We start from the raw sequence: 19,427 nt of genomic DNA on the forward strand, positions 1-19,427 counted from the left end.
GCGGACGCCGCGGGCGGGAAACGCTGAACCGCCGGCCGGCCGGGCCGGGCGCCGCGGGCGGTGAGCACGGAGGAGGTGGGCGGCCATGTACGCCGTGGACTGTCTGACCATGGACGGCCGGGTGGTGCGCGTACGCACGGTGGAGCCCGACGACGCGCCGGCGCTGCTGGCCCTGCACCGGCGGCTGTCGCCGCAGAGCAGGTACCTGCGCTTCTTCAGCGCGGGCGCGTCACTCGACGCCGAGGTGCGCCGGCTGACCCGCCCGTCGGGCCCCGACCACGTCAGCCTGCTCGTGCAGGAGGGCGACCGGGTGCTCGCGGCCGGCTCCTACGAGCGGATCGACGCGTCGCGGGCGGACTTCGCGCTGCTCGTCGACGACGAGCACCACGGCGAGGGGCTGGGCACACTGCTGCTCGAGACGCTCGCGGCCGCCGCGCGCCGGGCCGGCATCACCGAGCTGCGCGGCGACGTGCTCGCCGGCAACGCCGCGATGCTGCAGGTGAGCGGCGACGTCGCGCCCGGCGTCGCGCGCCGGTCGGGCGACGACGCCACGACGCTGCGGGTGTGCGTGCCCACGCTGCCGGACGAGGCCGCGCTGGCCGCGGTCGGCGCCCGGGACCGCACCGCCGCGCACCATTCGCTGCGGCCGCTGCTCGCGCCCGCGTCGGTGGCCGTCGTCGGGGCCGGCCGGCGCCCGGGCGGGATCGGTCACGAGGTGCTCGCGGCGCTGCGCGGGGGCGGCTACACCGGCGACCTGTACGCGGTCAACCCGCACGCCCGGCGGGTGTGCGACGTCGCCTCGTTCCCCGGCGTGGCGGCCATCGGTGCCGCCGTGGACCTCGCCGTCATCGCCGTGCCCGTGGCGGCGGTCCCCGGCGTGGTGCGGGACTGCTGCGCGGCCGGGGTCCGCGCCGCCGTCGTCCTCACCGCCGGCCTCGACCCGGGGACGCAGCGCGAGATCGTCGGCACGGCGCGGCGGCACGGCATGCGCATCGTCGGCCCGGACTGCCTGGGCGTGGTCAACACCGACCCGGCGGTGCGGCTCACCGCGACCTTCGCCTCGGCCCAGCCCGTCGCGGGCGGCCTGGCGATCGCGTCGCAGTCCGGCGCGGTCGGCGTCGCGATGCTCGACGCGGCGGCGAGCGGCGGCATCGGCGTCTCCAGTTTCGTGTCGCTGGGCAACAAGGCCGACGTCAGCGGCAACGACCTGCTCGCCTACTGGTACGACGATCCGGCCACCCGGGCCGTCGCGCTGTACCTGGAGTCCTTCGGCAACCCGCGCCGGTTCGCGTGGGTCGCCCGGGCGCTGGCCCGGCGCAAGCCGGTGCTGGCCGTCAAGAGTGGCCGGTCCGGCGGCGACCGGCGGGCCGGCGCGTCGCACCCGGCGGGCGCGGCGGCCCGGGACGCCACCGTGGACGCGCTGTTCGCGCAGGCCGGCGTGATCCGCACCGACACGCTCGGCGACCTGCTCGACGTCGCCCGGGTCCTGACCGACCAGCCGCTGCCCGCCGGCCGCCGGCTCGCCATCGTCGGCAACGCCGGTGGACTCAACGCGCTGGCGGCCGACGCCGCCGAGGCCGCGGCGCTCACGGTGCCCGCCTTCCGCGTGGACCTGCCGGACGGGACGGCCGCGACCAACCCGGCCGACCTCGGGGCCGACGCGAGCCCCGAGGCGCTGGCCGCCGCCGTCCGGGCCGTCGCCGAGTCCGGCGCGGCCGACCTGCTGGTCGTCACGTACGTCGCGACCCGCACCAATGACTGCACCGGCGCGCTCGCCGCCCTCGCGTCGGCGATCGACGGCTGCCCGGCCCTGCCGGTCGCCGTCGTCGTGGTCGGCGCACCCTCCGCGCCACGCGCCGTGGGGGCCCGGCGGGCGCCGGTGTTCGGCCTGCCCGAGCCCGCGGTGCTGGCGCTGGGCCGGGCCGCGGGGTACGCGGCATGGCGGCGGGAGCCGGTCGGGAACCGGCCCGCGCTGCCGGATGTCGATCGCGGCGCCGCGCGCGGTGTCGTCCAGCGCGCGCTCGCCGCCGGCGGCGGCTGGCAGCCCGCCGACGTGGCCCGCTCGCTGCTGGCCGCCTACGGCGTGCCGGTGGTGGACACCCGCGTCGCGGCGAGCGCCGACGAGGCGGTGCACCACGCCGGGGCGATCGGTTATCCGGTCGCCGTCAAGGCGGCGGACCCCGGCATCGTGCACAGGACCGACATCGGGGCGGTGTGGCTCCGGCTGCCCGACGAGGCGGCGGTACGGCGGGCCTACCACGCGGTCGCCGCCGCGACCGGGGCGGCGCGGCCGGTCGTCGTCGTGCAGCCGATGGCCGACCCGGGCGTGGAGCTGGTGGCCGGCGTCCGGCACGACCCGCTGTTCGGCTCGCTGGTCGTGCTCGGCCTCGGCGGGGTGCACACGGAGCTGCTCCGCGACCGGACGCTGCGGCTGCTGCCGCTCACCGATCGCGACGCCGCGGCGATGTGGCGCGACCTGCGCGGCGCACCGCTGCTGACCGGCTACCGCGGCGCGCCGGCGGCGGACACGGCGGCCCTGGAGGATCTGCTGCTGCGGCTCGGCCGGCTCGCGGAGGACTTCCCCGAGGTCGCGGAGCTGGATCTGAACCCGGTCCTGGCCGGGCCGCACGGCTGCGCCGCGGTCGACGTGAGGGTGCGGCTGGCCCCGGTCGGCACGGAGCCGGAGCCGTACGTGCGGCATCTGCTCAGCAAGGCCAGCGGCGCCGGGGTCGGCGGGCGCGGATGAACCTCTTCCCCGCCGCGGGGTGACCTTCGCCCCTTACCCGAACACGGTGCCGGGGCGACGGTGAAACCATGACGACCCCCACGACGATCGTCCCGTCCGGACTCACCGCCGCCGAGGTCGCCGAACGCCGGCGCCGGTTCGGCCGCAACGAGCTGCCCGTCGCCAGGCCACCCTCCGTCGTGATGCGGGTCGGCGCGCAGTTGCGCGATCCGCTCGTCGTCGTGCTGCTCGCGGCTATGGTGGTGACCGCGCTGCTGCGCGACATCAGCGACCTCATCGTCATCCTGCTGGTCGTCGTGCTCAACACGACCGTCGGGGTGGTGCAGGAGATCCGGGCCGACCGCGCGGTGGCGGCGCTACAGCACATGGCCGCACCGTCGGCACGAGTCCGCCGCGACGGCGCCGACACGACCGTCCCGGCCGCCGAGCTCGTGCCCGGCGACGTGGTCCGCGTCGAGGCCGGCGACATCGTCCCGGCCGACCTGCGCGTCGTGCGGGCCGTCCGGCTGTCCGTCGACGAGGCGGCGCTGACCGGCGAGTCGATGCCGGTGACCAGGAGCGACGGCGACGAGCTGTCCGCCGGTACCGTCACCGCCACAGGCCACGCCGTCGGCGAGGTGACCCGCATCGGCGGCGACAGCGCCCTCGGGCGCATCGCCGCCCTGGTGTCCGGGCAGCCACGCCGGGCGACGCCGCTGCAGCGCCGGCTCACCGGGCTCGGCAAGGTCCTGGCCGTCGTCGCGACCATCCTGTCCGGCGTGGTACTGGCCGTGGGCGTGGCCCGCGGCGAACCGTTCGGCGAGATGCTGCTCGCCGCGGTCAGCCTCACCGTGGCCGCGGTGCCCGAGTCGCTGCCCGCCGTCGTGACCCTCGCCCTGGCGCTCGGCGCGCACCGCATGGCCCGGCAGGCGGCGATCGTGCGCCGCCTGCCCGCCGTGGAGACCCTCGGCTCGATCACGACGCTGGCCACCGACAAGACCGGCACGCTGACCGAGGGCGTGATGAGCGTCGACCGGCTGCTGCTGCCGGACCTCGAGACGGTCACGCTCACCGGGCGGGGGTACGACCCGGACGGTACCGCCGCGCCGGCGCCCGGCCCCCGGGTGCGGCGGCTCGCCGAGGCGATCGTGCTGTGCAACGACGCCGGCCTTGCCCCGCCCGACGGCGACCATCCCGCGTGGCGCCCGGTCGGCGACCCGATGGAGGCGGCGCTGCTCGTCGCCGCCGCCCGCTGCGGCGTCGAGCCCGGCGCGCGCGACCTGCTGCCCCGCGTCGACGAGGTGCCGTTCGACGCGGACCGACGGCGGATGACCACCGTCCACCGCCGTCCGGCCGGCGACTACGTCGTCGTGTGCAAGGGCGCCCCGGACGTCCTGCTGCGCCCCGGCGGCCCGCTGCGCATCGGCGAGGAGGACCGGCGCAACGCGGTCGACGCGGCCGCGGAGCTGTCCGGATCCGGCTACCGCGTCCTGGCCGTGGCCGGAGCGCACCGCGCCGACCGGCCCGCCGCCGCCGAGGCCGAGCGCGACCTGGACCTGCTCGGCCTGGCGGTGCTCGCCGATCCGGTCCGGCCGGAGACGGCGGCCACCGTGGCGGCGTTCCGCGACGCCGGCATCGACCTCGTCCTGATCACCGGCGACCATCCCGCGACCGCCGCCGCGATCGCCGACCGGGTCGGCCTGACCGACGGGGCGCCGCGCGTGGCCACCGGCGACGCGGCCGGCACCGCCGACCCGCGCACCACCGTGTATGCCCGCACCAGCCCGGAGCAGAAGCTCACCATCATCCGGCGCCTGCAGCACGACGGCGCCGTCGTCGCGATGACCGGCGACGGCGTCAACGACGCGCCGGCGCTGCGCCGGGCCGACATCGGCGTCGCGATGGGCCGCGGCGGCACCGAGGCGGCGCGTCAGGCCGCCGACCTGGTCCTGGCCGACGACAACCTCGCCACCGTCGGCCGGGCCGTGCGGGAGGGCCGGCGCATCTACGCCAACATCCGCCGCTTCCTGGTGTACGCCCTGTCCGGCGGGGTGGCCGAGGTGCTCATCATGCTGGCCGGGCCGTGGCTCGGCCTCGCGGTGCCGCTGCTGCCGGCCCAGATCCTCTGGATCAACATGAACACGCACGGCCTGCCCGGCGTCGCGCTCGGCGGCGAGCCGGCCGCCGCCGGGCTGATGCGGCGCCCGCCCCGCCGCCCCGGCGAGGCGATCCTCGGCGGACTCGCCGGGCGCATCGCCCTGACCGGCGCGCTCATCACGCTGGTGGCGTTCGGCGCGGCGCTGTGGGCCAGGCACAGCGGCGGACCGTGGCAGAGCGTGCTGTTCGCCGTGCTCGGGCTGGCGCAGCTGGGGGTGGCGCTCGGCCTGCGGACCCGCGGCGGCCGGCGGCGCAACTGGAGCCTGGACGTCGCGGTCGCGCTGTCCCTGGCGCTGCAACTCGGCGCCCTGTGGCTGCCGCCGCTGCGGGACCTGCTCGGCACCGAGCCGCTGACGCTGCGGGAACTGGCCGTGTGCCTCGGCTTCGCCGCCGTGCCGGGCCTCGTCACCTTCGCCACGGTGCGCTCGTCGCGTCGCCCGCCGCGGCAGGGCCGGGTCGCCGGAGAGGCCGAAGGGCCCACCGCCGCGGGCCACGTGCCCTTCATCCGGGGCTCGCGCCGGGCGTCAGATGGAGGTGGAACCACACGCCGAGAGGAGGTTTGACATGAGTACCACCAGCAGGCTCTTCCCGCTGGACCTGATGCAGCTGCCGGGGGCCCTGTTCGGGCCGCAGGCGGTCCGGGTCGAGGAGTACACCGACGGCGACACCCACGTCGTGCGCGCCGAGGCCCCCGGCCTGGACCCGGAGAAGGACATCGCGGTGTCCCTGCACGGCAACCGGCTGAACATCCGCGTGGAGCGCACCGAGGAGCGCATCGACAAGGCTCACTCGGAGTTCCACTACGGCTCGTTCGCCCGCACCGTGCAGCTGCCGCTGAACGCGCAGGAGGACGGCATCACCGCGACCTACGTGGCGGGCATCCTCGAGATCCGGGTGCCGCTCGCGGGCAAGGTGACCCCGGGCCGCGAGATCCCGGTGACCACCCGGCCGCCGGCCGGAGCCGCGAAGCACAAGTGACGCCCGACGCGGCCGCGGATCGGGCCGGCCGGCCTCGCCGGCCGGCCCGGCACCGTGGCGGCCGAGCGCCGTGGCGGCCGAGCGCCGTGGCTCCCCTGCCGGTGCCCGGGTTCGGGGCGGGCCGCAGTCGCCGCGAGCGGGCCGGAGTAGGCGCGGCCGCAGCGGGCAGGAGGACGGACGACCCGCAGCGAGCGAGGGGAGAGCCGTCATGCCGACCAACCAGAAGTACCCGCGGACCGGTCCGGCGATGACGTTCCAGGTCCGGCCGATCTGCCGGACCCTCGCCCGTGCCGCGCTGGCGGCGCTGCACGCACCGTCGGTGCTCAACACCCAGCCGTGGCGGTGGCACATCGTGGACGACACCGCGATGCTGTACGCCGACCAGCGTCGCCGGCTGCACGCCATGGACAGCGCCGGCCGGCTGCTCGTGCTGAGCTGCGGCACCGCGCTGCACCACGCGTGCGTCACGCTCGCCGCCGACGGGGTCGACTTCGAGGTGCGCCCGTTCCCCGCCGACGACGACCCGGACCGGCTGGCCGAGGTGCGCTACCGCGGCGAGGCGCAGCCCTCGGCCGAGGCCCAACGCATGCGCCGCGCCATCCCGCTGCGCCGCTCGGACCGCCGGGCCTTCGCCGGCACCGCGGTGCCCGGCGAGGCGCTCGGGGAGCTGCGCAACGCCGCCGAGCGAAACGGCGCGCACCTGCACCTGGCCTGGGCCCACGATCTCACGGGCATCGCGCTCGCCGCCGGCCGGGCCGCGCTGGTACAGCTGGCGGACCCGGCCTACCGCGCCGAGCTCGCCGCCTGGATCCGCCCGCCCGGCGAGGGCCACGACGGCGTTCCGGTCGACACCCTGGCCCCGGCCGGCGCGCGTCCGGTGCCGATCCGCGACTTCAACGCCACCGGCATGATCCCGGGCGCCTCCAGCGACGCCGATCTCGCCGACCGGGAGGCGCGGTACGGCATCATCGTCACCGACGGCGACGGCCCGGCTGACTGGCTCACCGCCGGGGTGGCCCTCTCCGCGGTCCTGCTCACCGCGACCGCCGATCGCCTGGCCACGTCCGCGATGAGCGATCTGGTCGAGAACGAGGCGGCCCGCATCATGCTGCGGCGCACGCTCGGCAACGTCGGCTACCCGGAGATCGGCATCCGGATCGGGATGCCGGCCGACGGGCCGATGCCCCCGAGGGCGCCGCGCCGGCCCCCGGCGGAGGTCATCGAGGTGGTCGCCGACCCGGTCCGAGGCGACGCGGATCCGCTCGCGGGTTCGCCGTGACGTCGTCGCCGGCGCGGCCAGGCTGATCGTCATCCGGATGACGCTGGAGCGATGGGCGGCGCTGCTGACCTCCGCCGCCCGCCCGGCGCTGGCCGTCTCGAGCTCGGTCAGCTGGTCGAACCTGAGCACTTCCCCGGTGGGTGGGACACCGTGTCGCCGCCCGGGCCCGGACGCCGGGGACGCCGGCGTGTCCCCCAAGGTCCCGGCCCCGGGTGACCGATGACCCTGACCGGGACGTGCCGAAAGGCGGACCGTTGAACCGAAGGAGGTGCCCGATGAACGAGCTGCACGTGTCCGACGTGATGACGCCGGAGGTCGTGGTCGCCACCGTGGACTGCCGAACGCGGCAGATCGTCGACGTGCTCACCGACTACGGGGTCAGCGGGATGCCCGTCGTCGACGAGAACGACCACGTGATCGGCATGGTGACGGAGGCCGACCTGATGCCCGACCTCGCCGAGGCCGACGAAGGGACGACGGCCGCCGAGCGCACCGCGGCGGAGCTGATGAGCTCGCCGGCGGTGACGGTCGGCCCGGACGCACCGGTCCGCATCGCGGCCCGCCTCATGTCTCGTCATCGCGTCAAGCAACTGCCGGTCGTCGAGGACGGGTCCGGCCGCCTGGTCGGCATTCTCACCCGCGGCGACCTGATGCGCCGGACGATGCGAAGCGACACGGCCGTGCAACGCGACGTCTTCGACAACGTCGTCCTGCCCGCCTTCGCCGTGGACCCGTCGCAGATCGCGGTCGACGTCATCGACGGCGTCGTCACCCTGCACGGCACCGTCGAGCGGCGCAGCGCCGCCCTGCGCCTGGCCGCGCTCGCGCGCACGGTCGACGGCGTCACCAGCGTGGTCGACGACGTGAAGTGGCACGTCGACGACACCGCCGTACCGCGGCGGCAGGCACACGACGATTGACCGCTCGTGCCGCGATCGGGCGGGCCGACGGCCACCTTCCGCGGGGGATCAGCCGGTCGGGACCGGGCGCAGGGCGGGGCGCCGCGCCGCGCGGACGACCGTGACCGGGCACGCCGCGTTGCGGGTGAGCACGTCCGGCACGCGGTGCGGCCCGCCGGTGGCCGGCGCCCCGGGATCGCGGTCGCCGACCACGACCAGCGCGGCGTCGGCCGACGCGTCGAGCAGGCGGGCGGCCGGGTCGAGCCCGGGCAGCACGTCGACGGCCACCGGCACGTCGGCGAACGCGACCCGCCAGGCGGCGAGGGCCTCGCTGAGCGCGCGCCGGGTGTCCGCGTCGTCCGGCCAGGACCCGCCGTCGGGTCGCTGCACGAAACATACCCGCAGCGACGTCCCGCGGCGGCGGGCGGCCTCGAACGCGTACGTCACCGCGGGCGAGCTCGACGCCGCCGGGTCGAGCCCCAGCAGCACCGGCCGGCCGCGGGCCTCCCCGGGCGGCGGCGCGTCCGCGCCGACGACCATCACGGGGCAGCTGGTGTACTCCATCACGCGCGCGGCGGTCGCGCCGGCCGAGATGCGCCGGCCCGGCGGCGGCGCGGGCGCGCCGCGCAGCGTCCGGCCGAGGACGAGCACATCGGCCGAGCGCGACGCGCGGATCAGCGCCGAAGCGGCCTTTCCGGCGACCACGGTGGCCCGCACGTCCAGGCCCGGATGGTCGCGCCTGAGCGCCTCGGCGGCCGCGTCGACCAGCCGCCAGGCCTCGGCGGCCGCGTCGCGCACCACGCCGGGCGGCACCAGCAGGGCGTACGCCGCCCGTTCCAGCTGGGCGTGGAGCAGGCGCAGGATGCCGCCGTCCCCCGCCGCCTCGGCGGCGGCGAAGCGGACGGCGGCCGCGGCGGCCGGGGACCCGTCGTACCCGGCGACGATCCGGCGTCGTATCGGCATCTCGCTCCTCCGTGATCGGACCCCCGGCCTTAGGCGTCGAAGGTGTGGCGGTGCTGCAGGCTCGTGTCGTCGAAGCCCCACTCGAGCTCGTCGGTGACGCCGACGACGCCGTCGACGGACCGCACGAGCCGGACCGCGATCTGCGCGGTACTGCGGCGGTCGACCTTGCCGTCGAGCAGGACGTGCCCGTCGGTGACGGCGACGTCGACCTCGATCGGGTCGATCCACAGCACCCGGCGCAGCACCCCGTCGAGGATCTCGGCCCGGATGTCGTCGTCCGTGCGCAGGTAGCGGCGCAGCAGGTCGCGCCGCGAGACGATGCCGACCAGCTCGCCGTCGTCATCGAGGACCGGCAGGCGCTTCACGTTCTCCCGCTCCATGATCTGCGCGGCCGTGGTGAGGGTCGCCGTGGCCGGCACCGTGACGGCCGGGCTCGTCATGAGCTGCGCCGCGGTCTCGCCGGTCGCCTTCTCCTTCGCCAGCCGGGCGCGCCGCCGCTCGAACAGGCCTGCGTGCACGTCGGCGCCGTTGAACTCGACCTTGTGCAGCAGGTCCGCCTCCGACACCACGCCGAGCACCCGCCGGTCCTCCCCCACGACCGGCACGGCGCTGACACCGACGTCGACGAGCAGGTCGACGATCTGCTTGTAGGCCAGGTCAGGCGCGACCGTGACCACGCCCTTGGCCATCACGTCGCGTACCAGCAGCGCGCTCATCGTCCTCGATCCCTTCTCGCACCGGCCTCGTTGCCGCCTCCACCGTCCACCCGGGCGGAGCGCCGCGCACGGGCCGAAGGTCCCGGCCCGGCCGGGCCCGGCGCCCTTCCTCCCGCCGGTCCGCCCCGGCGAAGGTCGGAAGTGGAGCCGGAAAGTGGAAGAGAACCCCCGTGATGAGGAGTCCGCGATGCTCGCAGCAGAAGCCAAGTCCGCGATCGAGGCACGCGCGATCGAGCATGCCGTGGAGCGGCTGATCCGCCGCTACGCCGGGCGGCACGACGCGCAGACGGTCCGGGAGACGGTCGACCGGGCCTGCGAGCGGTACGCGACCGCCGATGTCCACGCCTTCGTCCCGGTCCTCGTCGAGCGGGACGCCCGCCGGATCCTCGACCGCTCATGACCCGGTCTGGCCGGGCCCGGTTCGCCGCGCGAGCAGCCGCGCGGCGAACCGGGCCTCGGTCTCAGACCGCCTCGTCGGCGTCGTCGGCCGCGGGTGCGGCCTGCCGCACCACGAGCGGCAGGCGACGCTCGTCCATCCAGGTCTGCAGCGCGGGGCCGGACTCCAAGCTGGCGATCATCGCGTACCGCGGCTCCGGGCCCTTGTGGAAGGCCGCGTGCCACAGCCGCTCGGTGTCCACCACGAACTGGGCGCCGCGCGGCAGCGGGATGCGGTGCTCGGTCGACGGGTCGTCGCGGTCCTCGCGCAGGATCATGTAGCTGTCCGGGTCGTCGGTCAGGTTGATCCAGGCGCGCACCACCCAGCCCTCGTCGTCCGGGTTGAGCCGGTTGTTGTCGTCCTGGTGCAGGTGTCGTTCGATGACTGTGGCCTCGTCGGTGGACGGCCACAGCTTGATGATGCGGACCCGGCCGAAGCGGGCGCCGACGGACTTCACCCAGTCGCACAGCGTGGGTGCGAGCTGGGCGTTGGCCGTCCACACCGCGTCCTTGTCCGGCAAGCCGTGTTCCCAGAAGCCACGCGGGTCATCGTCACCCTCGGCGGAGGCGAGCACCGCGAAGTTGGTGTCACCCCCGGACTTCCAATCCAGGTACTTGAGCCGCTCCCACTCCACCGGGTCAAGGATTCCCGGGTACGGCTGCAGCTTGACGAATCCGGTCCGGTCGAGGTCCGGAAGCCTGTAATGACGGGTCTGCACAGCGGGCATTGACAACCTCCGTTCGGGTTACGTCGCAGGCCCGCCTACCCGTGCCGGTGGTGGCGACACGGGCTCATGTGAGGTTTCGGGTGTGAAGTTGCCAGCCGGCGCCGGGTCACCCCGTCGCCGGCGGCGCGCCGGGCTCACCCGGCACGCGCTCATCGGATGAGCTCGCGCACCCGCGGCGGCACCGGGGGCAGGGCTTCCTCGCCCGCCTGTACCGGCCGCACCGGCCGGCGGGCGATGAACATGAGCAGGTCGTCGATCGTCGCCGTCAGGAACCCGGCCGCGAACCCGGCCACGAACGCGGTGACGAGCCACCTCATGCGTTGAGATTCGGGGCGCATCACGATCACTCCTTCGCGCGGCGGCGCATTGCGATCCCCAGGGCGCAGCTCAACCGTAGGCAGGCGGGCCCGGGCCGCGCCAAGGCCGAACTGCCCCCGCCGGCCGGGACCCGGTCCGCATTCGGGGTCCATAGGCCCTACCAGGCGCCGCGGCCGGCGAGGAGCGTCGGAAGAGACCCGCCGTGCGCCGGAGGAGGTCATGCCATGAGTACCGACCTGCCGGTGGTCGTCGGCTTCGACGGCTCCCCGCAGAGCGTCAAGGCCGTCGCCTGGGCCGCCGGCGACGCGGCCCGCCGCGGGCGGGTGCTGCGCGTCGTGCACGCGCTGCAGTGGCCCCCGGCGTACGGGCCGTCACCGGTCCCGGTGCCCGCGCCGTACGAGGACGGGGTGCTGCGGGCGGCCGAGCAGATCCTGGCCGACGGGGTGACCCGGGCGCGGGCCGTCGCGCCCGGGCTGAGCGTCACCGGAGACCTGCCCCTGCGGCAGCCGGCCGCGGCGCTCGTGGCCGCCTCCGAGCGCGCCGGCGTCGTCGTGGTCGGCCACCGCGGCCGGGGCGGCTTCGCCGGCCTGCTGCTCGGCTCCGTCGGCGTCGAGCTGGCCGCGCACGCCGCCTGCCCGGTCGTCGTCGTGCGCCGTACGGAGGTTCCCGCCGGGGCGGATGCCGGGCGGATCATCGTCGGTGTCGACGGCTTCCACGACGCCGCGCACACGCTGCGGTTCGCCTTCGAGCAGGCGTCGTACCGCAAGGCCGCCATCACCGCCGTACACGCCTACCTGTGGCCGTCCTCCAGCGGCCCGGGCGACATGCTGCCGCTGGTGTACGACCCCGACAACCTGCGCGAGGAGGAGCACCGCGCGCTGTGCGAGTCGATGGGCGGCTGGGCGGAGAACTACCCCGACGTCGGCGTCCGCCACGCCGTGATCCGCGGCCGGGCCTCGGCGGTGCTGACCGAGCTGTCCGCCGGGGCCGAGCTCCTCGTCGTCGGCTCCCGCGGCCGCGGCGGCTTCACCGGCCTCCTGCTGGGCTCCGTGAGCCAGGCCGCGATCCACCACGCCGCCTGCCCCGTCGCCGTCGTCAGATAGGCGTCAGCCGGTCGGCTCGACGACCCGGACGGTGTCGATGCCCATCGTGGTGCGCACCAGCGCCTCGACGACCGCGCGCTCGGTGTCGTCGTCGAACGTGCCCTCGACGGTCGCGACGGTGTCCCGGACGGTCACCGGCCAGTGGTGCCGCCCGTCGGCGTACACGTCCACGCGCCGCTGGGCCTCCCGCTGGGCGGCCCGCTCGGTCGGCAGGACCGTACGCAGCACGTCGCAGCGGCTCACGACGCCGACGACGTGCTCCTCGACGACAACGGGGACGGTGTGCGCGTCGCGGTTCACCATCGCGTCCGCGACGTCGATGACGTCGGCGTCCGGCCACGCCGACAGCGGCAGGCCCGACATCGCCTCGCGCACACGGCCGCCGCCGGCCTCTCTCGGCGCCGAGCCGGACAGCCGGCGGCGCAGCACATCCACCTCGCTGATCATCCCGACCAGCGCCCCGCTGTCGTCGACGACCGGCACGGCGGTGTACGACCGGTCCTCCAGCAGCGTCACCGCATCGCCCAGCGGCGCGTCGGCGCGCACCGTTTGGGCCGGAAAGGTCATGATGTCCTTGACGTGCATCTGCTGCTCCTTTCGTGCAGTTCCGCCGTCGCTCAGGCGTTCCCCTGCGCTGCTCCGGTGGCCGCCGGCCCGGCCGGCGAGGGCGCGGACGGCCGGGGCGGGGGCAGGCAGTAGCGGACGGGGATCCGCTGCGGCATCGTCCGGGCGCGTCCGCCGGTGCCGGCGGGTGCCGCCATCGGCTGCGGGTTCACGCCGCAGTAGACCTGGCTCGGCGGCGTGGCGCCCCCGGCGACCATCTGGGCCAGGGCGCGCTCCATGCCGATGCAGGCGTCCTCGACGTAGTCCAGCCCGGCCGCCTCGGCGAGCCGGCGCGCCTCGGCGCTGACGATCCCCCATTGCAGCCAGACCGCGCCGGCACCGATCGCCGCCGCGGTGCGGACGATGTCGGGCGCCTCGTCCGGGCGCCGGAAGACGTCCACGATGTCGACGTGCGACGGGATGTCGGCCAGCCCGGCGTACACCTGCTCGCCGAACAGCCGCTCGGCGTGCGGATTCACCGGGATGACCCGCCACCCCTGCTCCTGGAGCATCCGCGGCACCCAGTGCGCGGGCTTGAGCGGATCGCGGGACGCGCCGACGACCGCGACGGTCCGCGCATCGGCCAGAATCTGCCTCGCGGTGCGCATCGGACTCATCTCCAATCCTCGCCCGAGTCCCCACCACAGTCCCCACCACACCTCCACCATCGAGCGGGCCCCCGGCGGCGTGCAGTGCCGAAGGTCCCGACGTACGGGCGAAGGGCCCGCCGGGAAACCGTCAGGCATGCGATCCGCCTGGGCGCGGGCGAACCACCGCGACCGGGCACGGTGCATGGTGTATGGCGGCCCGGCCGACCGAGCCCAGCCGCAGGCCCGCGAACCCGCCGCGGCCGCGCGCGCCGACGACCAGCAACTGCGCCCCGGCCGATGCCCGGACGAGCACGCCTGCCGCCCGCCCGGCGGCGATGTCGGTGCGCACGTCTACTTCCGGGTACGTTTCGCGGCAGCCGGCGATCGATTCGGACAGCACACGGCGCTCCGCGTCTCGCATGCCTTCGAGCTCGTAGCGGTCCGCCGTGATGGCCGCCGGCACCTGGTAGGCGTGCAGGGCGGTCAGGCCGGCACGGCGGAACGCGGCCTGTTCGAACGCGAACCGGACGGCGTCGCGGGCGTGCCCCGACCCGTCGACGCCGACCACCACCCGGCCAGCGTTCGGGCCGTCGCCCTCCCGCGGCCGGACCACCACGGCGGGGCAGGCGGCATGGGTAACGAGTTGTGCGGCGGTCGACCCGGTCAGCAGTTCGGCGAAGCCGCCGGTACCGCGGCCGCCGACCACCACCTCGGCGGCGCGCCGCGACGCGGCCACCAGCGCGGCCCCGGGTCGCCGAGCGACGCTCTCGGTGGTGATCCGGAGCTCGAGACCGATGTCGCGGGCCTGCACGACCGCCTCGGCGAGCAGATGCGCCGGCGACCCCTCGGGAGGCGGCCCGCCGGCGGCCAGCGACCCGGGACCGGGGCCCGGTCCCGCACGCCCGGGCGCGCCGCAGGCATGCAGCAGGTGCAGCGGCAGATGTCGCCGAGCCGCGTCCGCGGCCGCCCACTGCACGGCGCGGACGCCGTCCCGCGAACCGTCGACGCCGACGACGACGGCCGTGGAGGGGGCCATGGAGGGGGACATGGAGAAGGCCGGGGAGGGTGCGTTCATGATCCGGCCTCCGGGGTGTCCGCGGCGGCTCCCGAGGTGTGCGGGCCACCGTCCGGCCGCTCGTGGGCGATCATCACCGGGCAGTCGGCGCGCTGCAGCAGGTGCATGCCGACCGAGCCCAGCAGCAGGCCGGTGAAGCCGCCGTGGCCGCGGCTGCCGACGACGGCCAGCCGCGCCCGGCGCGAGCGGTCGGTCAGGACGTTGGCCGCGTCACCGGCGATGCCGTGGCACTCCCACCGGACGTCGGGGTGCCGCTCACCCGCCGCCGCCACCTCCGCGGCCGCCTCCGCCGACAGCGAACGGCGGGTCTCCGCCGTGTCGTGCAGCAACGGGGGCGCGCCGAGCGCCGGCGGCGCGACCGGCGCCTCGATCGCCCGGACGGCGACCAGCCCGGACCGGCAGAGCCCGGCCTCGGTGAAGGCAAGGTCCAGCGCGCGGTCGGCGGACTCGGACCCGTCGATGCCGACGAGGACGTCACCGGACGGGTCGGCGCGCCCCCGGACCACGACGACGGGGCACGTCGCGTGCATCGCCACCTGCTGGCTGACCGACCCCAGGACGATCCCGGCCGCGCGGTGCCGGGCGCGGGTACCGACGACCAGCAACGCGGCGTCGCCGCTCTCCTGCAGCAGCACGTCGGCCGCGCGCCCCAGCACCGCCGTGCCCTGGATGGAGGTGCCGGGCGCGACGGTCTCCACGTCCCGGACCACGTCCGCGACGAGCATCTCCGCGAGCTGACGCGCGGTGTCGGCGAGCCCGCCGCGCGGCGCCATCACCGCCGGCACCCGCCAGTGATACGCCAGCACGATCCGCAGCGGCGCCCCGCGCCGGGCGGCCTCGGCCGCCGCCCACCGCGCGGCCCCCAGCGAGAGCGACCCGCCGTCCACGCCCACGACCACCGCGTCGCCCATTCACAACACCCCCACCGAACCGTCCACCCCGGCAATTCCCCCGACGCCGCGGTCCATGCGGGAGCCGTGGCGGCTCACTCCGCGGCATCACCCCCGCGACTCACCCCGCCTCATGCGGATCCCTGTGCGAATCCCAAGGCCCAGCGGGTAGGTCCGGGGCATCACCGCCGCACGAGAGGTTGCGTGTCATGTACTTCACCGACCGTGCCGAGGCGGGCCGACGCCTGGGCGAGCTACTGAGCGAGCGACTGCGGCACCTGCGGGTGCCGGACCCGATCGTGGTCGGCATCCCGGGCGGCGGGATGCCGGTCGCGGTCCAGGTCGCCGCCGCGCTCGGCGCGCCGCTGGACGTGCTGGTCGTACAGCGGCTCGGGGTGCCGTTCCAGCTCGACGTGACGACCGGTGCCGTCGCCCCGAACGGCGTCCTCGCCGTGAACACCCACGTGCTGCGCCCCGCCGGCATCGAGGCCGACGATCTCGCCGCCGCGGAGGAGCGCGCCCGGGAGGCGCTCGGCGAGCGGGCGCGGCGCATCCGGGGCCTGCGCGCGGCGCTGCCGCTGCGCGGGCGGCGGGTCGTCGTCGTCGACGACGGGATGGCCACCGGCGCGACCGCGTACGCCGCGTGCCGCGCCGTCCGGGACCGCGGCGCGGCGTATGTCCTGGTGGCCGTCCCGGTCGCCAGCGACCGCGCGGTCGAGTGGGTCGGCGCGGTCGCGGACGGAGTGATCCGCCTGGAGGCCCTGGCCGACGGCACGGCCGTCGGCGGCTGCTACGCCGACTTCCCGCCGGTGCCCGACGACCGGGCCGCCGTCCTGCTGGCGAGCGGGGCCGGACCCGGCGCCGATCCGCCGCCGGGCGCGGCGACGAAGAGCGCGCGGCCGGGCACCGCGCGGGCGCCGGGCCGGCACGACGCGCCGACGGACGCCCGCGGCCTGGTCATCGCCGCGTACACGAGCGACAGCGCCCTGCAGAGCCCGCGCCACCGCCGCGTCGCGAGGCGCCTGCGCGACGCGGGGCTGGCCACGCTGTCGATGAACCTGCTGACGCCGGAGGAGGAGCTGGACTGGGACAGGGCATCCGACGCCGAACTCCTCGCCGAGCGGCTCGTCGCCCGGCTGGAGCCGCTCGAACGGCACGACAGCGTCCAGGGCCTGCCGATCGGCCTGTTCGCCACGGGCACGGCCGCGGCGGCCGCGCTCAAGGTCTCCGCCGCGGCGGGACCAGACGCGATCGCGGCCATCGTGTGCCACGACGGGCGGCCGGATCTCGCCGGGCCGGACCTCGCTCAGGTGCGGGCCCCGACGCTGCTCATCGTCGCCGGGCGCGACCGGCACCTGTTCGAGCTCAACCGGTCGGCGCAGCAGCGACTGGCCTGCACCAGCCGCCTGCAGACCGTTCCCGGCGCCGGTCACCTGCTGCAGGAGGCGGGCGCGATGCCGGCGATGACCGATCTCGTTCGCGCCTGGTTCGTGACCCATCTCGTGGGCGAGCCGGCGGTCACGGCTCGATGACGTCCTCGAGCGGCCGGCGGTTGGTGTAGCACGTGGTGGGCGCGTAGCCGAACCGCAGGACGAGCTGCGGATCGTGGAGGCGGCCCAGCGTCAGCCGGAGCCGTTCGCGGATCGTGGGTACCTCGATCGGCTGGGAGTACATCGCGGTGCTCAGCCCGAGATCGGCGGCGGTGAGCAGCACCCGCTGCAGCGCCATGCCGGCCTGGACGGCGTCCGCGGGCCCGTCGCCGAGCACCCCGAACACGGCCACGACCGGTTCGCGGGACAGGTCGCGGGTGGTGCCGTGCTCGGCGCCGCCGAAGTCGCGGCGGGCCAGCAGCTCGGCAGGGTGCGGCGCGGCGCCGGCGGCGTCCCGGTCGACGCCCTCCACCCGGTGATCCGCCTCGGTGGTCCACGCCCGCATCTCGGCCACGTACGCGGGATCGGCGCTCAGCTCGGCGTCCGCGCTGCGGATCAGCGACGCCACGGCCTCGAGGGCCGGCTCACCGACGACGAAGTCCAGCCAGCCGCTCTCCTGCCGCGCGGCATCCGTCAGCTGGACCACGAGACTCCGGTCGACCGCACCCTCGGAAAACGGCCCGCGGTTGGTGTGCCGGCGGCGGATCTGCCGATACAGCCGGCGCTCCACCGGCAGGGGCGGCCGCCGGCCGGCCGGCGAGAGATGGACGAGCGTGTCGCCGCGGCCGAGCCGGTACTGGGCCGGCTCGCCGGTGTCGGCGAGCGCCAGCCTCAGGTTGAACGTGGCGGCCCCGCACGACACACGCGAGGCGCGGCAATGCGGGTCGCACACCGGAACCTGGCGGGCCGGGTCGAGGAGCACGTCGATGCCCTCGTCGGTGTACCGGAATCGCCACGGCTGGGTGTTGTGGATGGACGGCGCCCACACGGCAGCACCGACCGCCGCGATGAACGTCTCGCGGCTCCAGGTCCGCGGCATCGTCATCTGGGACATGGCCGTACCTCCGTTCCCGAAAGGCGCGCGGCTCCTATCCCAACGGTGACACGGCCGGGTTCACCCCGGTCAGGGCAGAAGGTCCCGAGCGCACCGTCCCACCCGGCGGTAATCGCGCCGGGTGGCGGCGGTCCGGCGGCCACAACCACGGGCACGGCCACGCGGTGTCACGTGGCCGGCGCGCCCAGCTCGTAGCCGTTGACCAGGTCGCAGTCGATGCCGATGACGCAGTTCATCGACGCGTCGACCCACGGGTACAGCTCGCGCTCGTACCGGGCGAGCCGCGCCTCGTCGAGCACGAGCCGGGCGGCACCGGTCACCACCACCGTCCAGCCGGCCTGGCGCTCCAGGTCGATCATGTCGGCCTCGTAGGCGACGACGACCGACCCGTCCGTGGTGGCCGCGGTGGCCAGGCTGGTGCCGAGGTTGCTGCGGATGATGATGGTGTCGCCGTCGAGCAGGTGATTGACGGGTCTGATCGCGGGTAACGCGCGCACGGTGAAGACCACCCGGCCGATCGGCACGGAGGCCAGCAGCTCCAGGCAGCGTTCCCGGCTCAGCGGTCGCAGCGCCGCCATCCGCGCCCTCCTTCCGGTTACCGACTCACCGACGAATTACCGAGGAACTGTGCGGCACGTCCCGCAGGGACGCCAGGGACCAAAGGCCCGGCTTCGGCGGGACCTTCCGACCGTGCCGGCGAGCTTGCCCGGGGGCCGGGCCGCACCGCGCGGGCCGGGCCGCGCGGTGCCCGCACCGCTTCAGAAGATGACCGGCGCCCGGTAGGACCGCGGCTCGTCCTCGGTCTGCGCTGACAGGTGGCTGACCACGTCGACCACCCCGTCGACCCGCTCGACCTGGCGGACCACGGAGGGGACGACCGAGCTGCGCTCGACCTCGCCCAGCAGCGTCACCACGCCGTCGTCGACCTCGACCCGCAGCTGGGAGAGCTCGACGCCGACCAGCCCGTCGAGGGCCTCGGCCAGGATCTCCCGGCGGATCTCCGCGTCCGAGCGCAGGAAGACCTTCAGCAGGTCGCGCCGGGTCACCATGCCGATGAGCCGGCCCAGTTCGTCGACGACCGGCAGCCGCTTCAGCCCGGCCGACTCCATGATCCGCGCCGCCGCCGGCAGCGAGGTCGTGCCCATGACGGTGACCGCCGGGGCGTTCATCAGCTCGCCCGCGGCGGTCGCGTGCGCCTTGCCGCGCGCCTGGCGGGTATGGCGGGTCTCGAACAGCCGGACCCGGTCGTCGTCGCCCGCGAACTCGATCTTCGCCAGCAGGTCCGCCGACGACACGACGCCGACGACACGGTCGAACGCGTCGACCACCGGCGCCGCGTTGACCTCGTGCGCCTCCAGCAGGTCGACGATCTCCTTGAACGGGGTGTCCTCCTGCACCGACACCGCCCCGATGGTCATCACGTCCGCCACGTTCCACCGGCTCATCTCCGGCCTCCTTCGTCGTGTCATCACGTCGTCACGGCC

General features: G+C 75.7%; 19 protein-coding genes and 1 pseudogene. 9 read left to right on the forward strand and 11 right to left on the reverse strand.

The annotated features are described in order from the left end of the window. Positions 1–85: 85 nt before the first annotated feature. From ACGFI8_RS27670 to ACGFI8_RS27695, 6 genes are all read left to right on the forward strand, one after another. On the forward strand, positions 86–2,746 hold the full coding sequence (locus ACGFI8_RS27670; RefSeq protein ID WP_392809244.1) for a GNAT family N-acetyltransferase: 2,661 nt from the start codon (positions 86–88) through the stop codon (positions 2,744–2,746). A 68-nt stretch (positions 2,747–2,814) separates the two neighbouring features. Next, positions 2,815–5,445 carry a cation-translocating P-type ATPase gene (locus ACGFI8_RS27675; RefSeq protein WP_392809245.1) on the forward strand — a complete coding sequence of 877 codons (2,631 nt, stop codon included), beginning with the start codon at positions 2,815–2,817 and terminating at the stop codon, positions 5,443–5,445. Position 5,446: 1 nt separating this feature from the next. After that, complete coding sequence (locus ACGFI8_RS27680; RefSeq protein ID WP_392809247.1) at positions 5,447–5,860, forward strand: Hsp20/alpha crystallin family protein; 414 nt, start codon at positions 5,447–5,449, stop codon at positions 5,858–5,860. Positions 5,861–6,068: 208 nt separating this feature from the next. Next, positions 6,069–7,139, forward strand: coding sequence for an Acg family FMN-binding oxidoreductase (locus ACGFI8_RS27685; protein ID WP_392809249.1), 1,071 nt, complete (start codon positions 6,069–6,071; stop codon positions 7,137–7,139). Positions 7,140–7,176: 37 nt separating this feature from the next. Continuing rightward, a complete protein-coding gene (locus ACGFI8_RS27690) occupies positions 7,177–7,362 on the forward strand; it encodes a hypothetical protein (protein ID WP_392809251.1) in 186 nt (61 codons plus the stop codon). Positions 7,363–7,414: 52 nt separating this feature from the next. Continuing rightward, positions 7,415–8,059, forward strand: a complete 645-nt coding sequence (locus tag ACGFI8_RS27695) for a CBS domain-containing protein (RefSeq protein ID WP_392809253.1) — start codon at positions 7,415–7,417, stop codon at positions 8,057–8,059. Between the two features lie 48 nt (positions 8,060–8,107). On the opposite strand, the gene ACGFI8_RS27700 is transcribed toward ACGFI8_RS27695, so the two are convergent. After that, a complete protein-coding gene (locus ACGFI8_RS27700) occupies positions 8,108–9,001 on the reverse strand; it encodes a universal stress protein (RefSeq protein ID WP_392809254.1) in 894 nt (297 codons plus the stop codon). Positions 9,002–9,030: 29 nt separating this feature from the next. Further along, positions 9,031–9,717, reverse strand: coding sequence for a CBS domain-containing protein (locus tag ACGFI8_RS27705; protein ID WP_392809256.1), 687 nt, complete (start codon positions 9,715–9,717; stop codon positions 9,031–9,033). A 187-nt stretch (positions 9,718–9,904) separates the two neighbouring features. Between ACGFI8_RS27705 and ACGFI8_RS27710 the strand changes: the two genes are divergently transcribed. Then, positions 9,905–10,117 carry a three-helix bundle dimerization domain-containing protein gene (locus ACGFI8_RS27710; RefSeq protein WP_392809258.1) on the forward strand — a complete coding sequence of 71 codons (213 nt, stop codon included), beginning with the start codon at positions 9,905–9,907 and terminating at the stop codon, positions 10,115–10,117. Between the two features lie 61 nt (positions 10,118–10,178). Here the strand turns inward: ACGFI8_RS27710 and ACGFI8_RS27715 are convergent, their stop codons facing one another. Both ACGFI8_RS27715 and ACGFI8_RS27720 read right to left on the reverse strand, forming a co-directional pair. Beyond that, positions 10,179–10,880 carry a hypothetical protein gene (locus tag ACGFI8_RS27715; protein ID WP_392809259.1) on the reverse strand — a complete coding sequence of 234 codons (702 nt, stop codon included), beginning with the start codon at positions 10,878–10,880 and terminating at the stop codon, positions 10,179–10,181. 149 nt (positions 10,881–11,029) lie between these two features. Next, the gene (locus ACGFI8_RS27720; protein WP_392809260.1) at positions 11,030–11,197 is read right to left on the reverse strand and encodes a hypothetical protein; all 168 of its coding nucleotides are present in this window, start codon (positions 11,195–11,197) and stop codon (positions 11,030–11,032) included. A 225-nt stretch (positions 11,198–11,422) separates the two neighbouring features. Here ACGFI8_RS27720 and ACGFI8_RS27725 point away from each other — a divergent pair, with 225 nt between their 5' ends. Then, entirely contained in the window at positions 11,423–12,301 is an 879-nt protein-coding gene (locus ACGFI8_RS27725) for a universal stress protein (RefSeq protein WP_392809261.1), read from the forward strand. 3 nt (positions 12,302–12,304) lie between these two features. Here ACGFI8_RS27725 and ACGFI8_RS27730 read toward each other — a convergent pair whose 3' ends face one another. From ACGFI8_RS27730 to ACGFI8_RS27745, 4 genes and pseudogenes are all read right to left on the reverse strand, one after another. Further along, positions 12,305–12,886 (reverse strand): HPP family protein, encoded by a 582-nt coding sequence (locus ACGFI8_RS27730; RefSeq protein ID WP_392809263.1) that lies wholly within the window; start codon positions 12,884–12,886, stop codon positions 12,305–12,307. 221 nt (positions 12,887–13,107) lie between these two features. After that, a pseudogene (locus ACGFI8_RS27735) lies at positions 13,108–13,512 on the reverse strand (CoA-binding protein); the annotation flags it as partial. A gap of 130 nt (positions 13,513–13,642) precedes the next feature. Further along, on the reverse strand, positions 13,643–14,569 hold the full coding sequence (locus ACGFI8_RS27740; protein WP_392809264.1) for a universal stress protein: 927 nt from the start codon (positions 14,567–14,569) through the stop codon (positions 13,643–13,645). Further along, entirely contained in the window at positions 14,566–15,480 is a 915-nt protein-coding gene (locus ACGFI8_RS27745) for a universal stress protein (protein WP_392809265.1), read from the reverse strand. Before ACGFI8_RS27745 ends, ACGFI8_RS27740 begins: the two co-directional genes overlap by 4 nt. Positions 15,481–15,668: 188 nt before the next feature. Between ACGFI8_RS27745 and ACGFI8_RS27750 the strand changes: the two genes are divergently transcribed. Further along, a complete protein-coding gene (locus ACGFI8_RS27750) occupies positions 15,669–16,991 on the forward strand; it encodes a phosphoribosyltransferase (protein ID WP_392809267.1) in 1,323 nt (440 codons plus the stop codon). On the opposite strand, the gene ACGFI8_RS27755 is transcribed toward ACGFI8_RS27750, so the two are convergent. The 3 genes from ACGFI8_RS27755 to ACGFI8_RS27765 all read right to left on the reverse strand — a co-directional run bounded on the left by ACGFI8_RS27755 (position 16,978) and on the right by ACGFI8_RS27765 (position 19,388). Next, positions 16,978–17,943: an Acg family FMN-binding oxidoreductase gene (locus ACGFI8_RS27755; RefSeq protein ID WP_392809269.1), complete on the reverse strand. Its 966-nt coding sequence runs from the start codon at positions 17,941–17,943 to the stop codon at positions 16,978–16,980. The two genes, ACGFI8_RS27750 and ACGFI8_RS27755, sit on opposite strands and share 14 nt — an antisense overlap. Before the next feature lie 167 nt (positions 17,944–18,110). Then, the gene (locus ACGFI8_RS27760; RefSeq protein WP_392809271.1) at positions 18,111–18,521 is read right to left on the reverse strand and encodes a pyridoxamine 5'-phosphate oxidase family protein; all 411 of its coding nucleotides are present in this window, start codon (positions 18,519–18,521) and stop codon (positions 18,111–18,113) included. 180 nt (positions 18,522–18,701) lie between these two features. Then, on the reverse strand, positions 18,702–19,388 hold the full coding sequence (locus tag ACGFI8_RS27765) for a CBS domain-containing protein (RefSeq protein WP_392809273.1): 687 nt from the start codon (positions 19,386–19,388) through the stop codon (positions 18,702–18,704). Between the last annotated feature and the right edge of the window lie 39 nt (positions 19,389–19,427).

The organism is Dactylosporangium sp. NPDC048998 (genome assembly GCF_043197855.1).
Taxonomy (GTDB): domain Bacteria; phylum Actinomycetota; class Actinomycetes; order Mycobacteriales; family Micromonosporaceae; genus Dactylosporangium.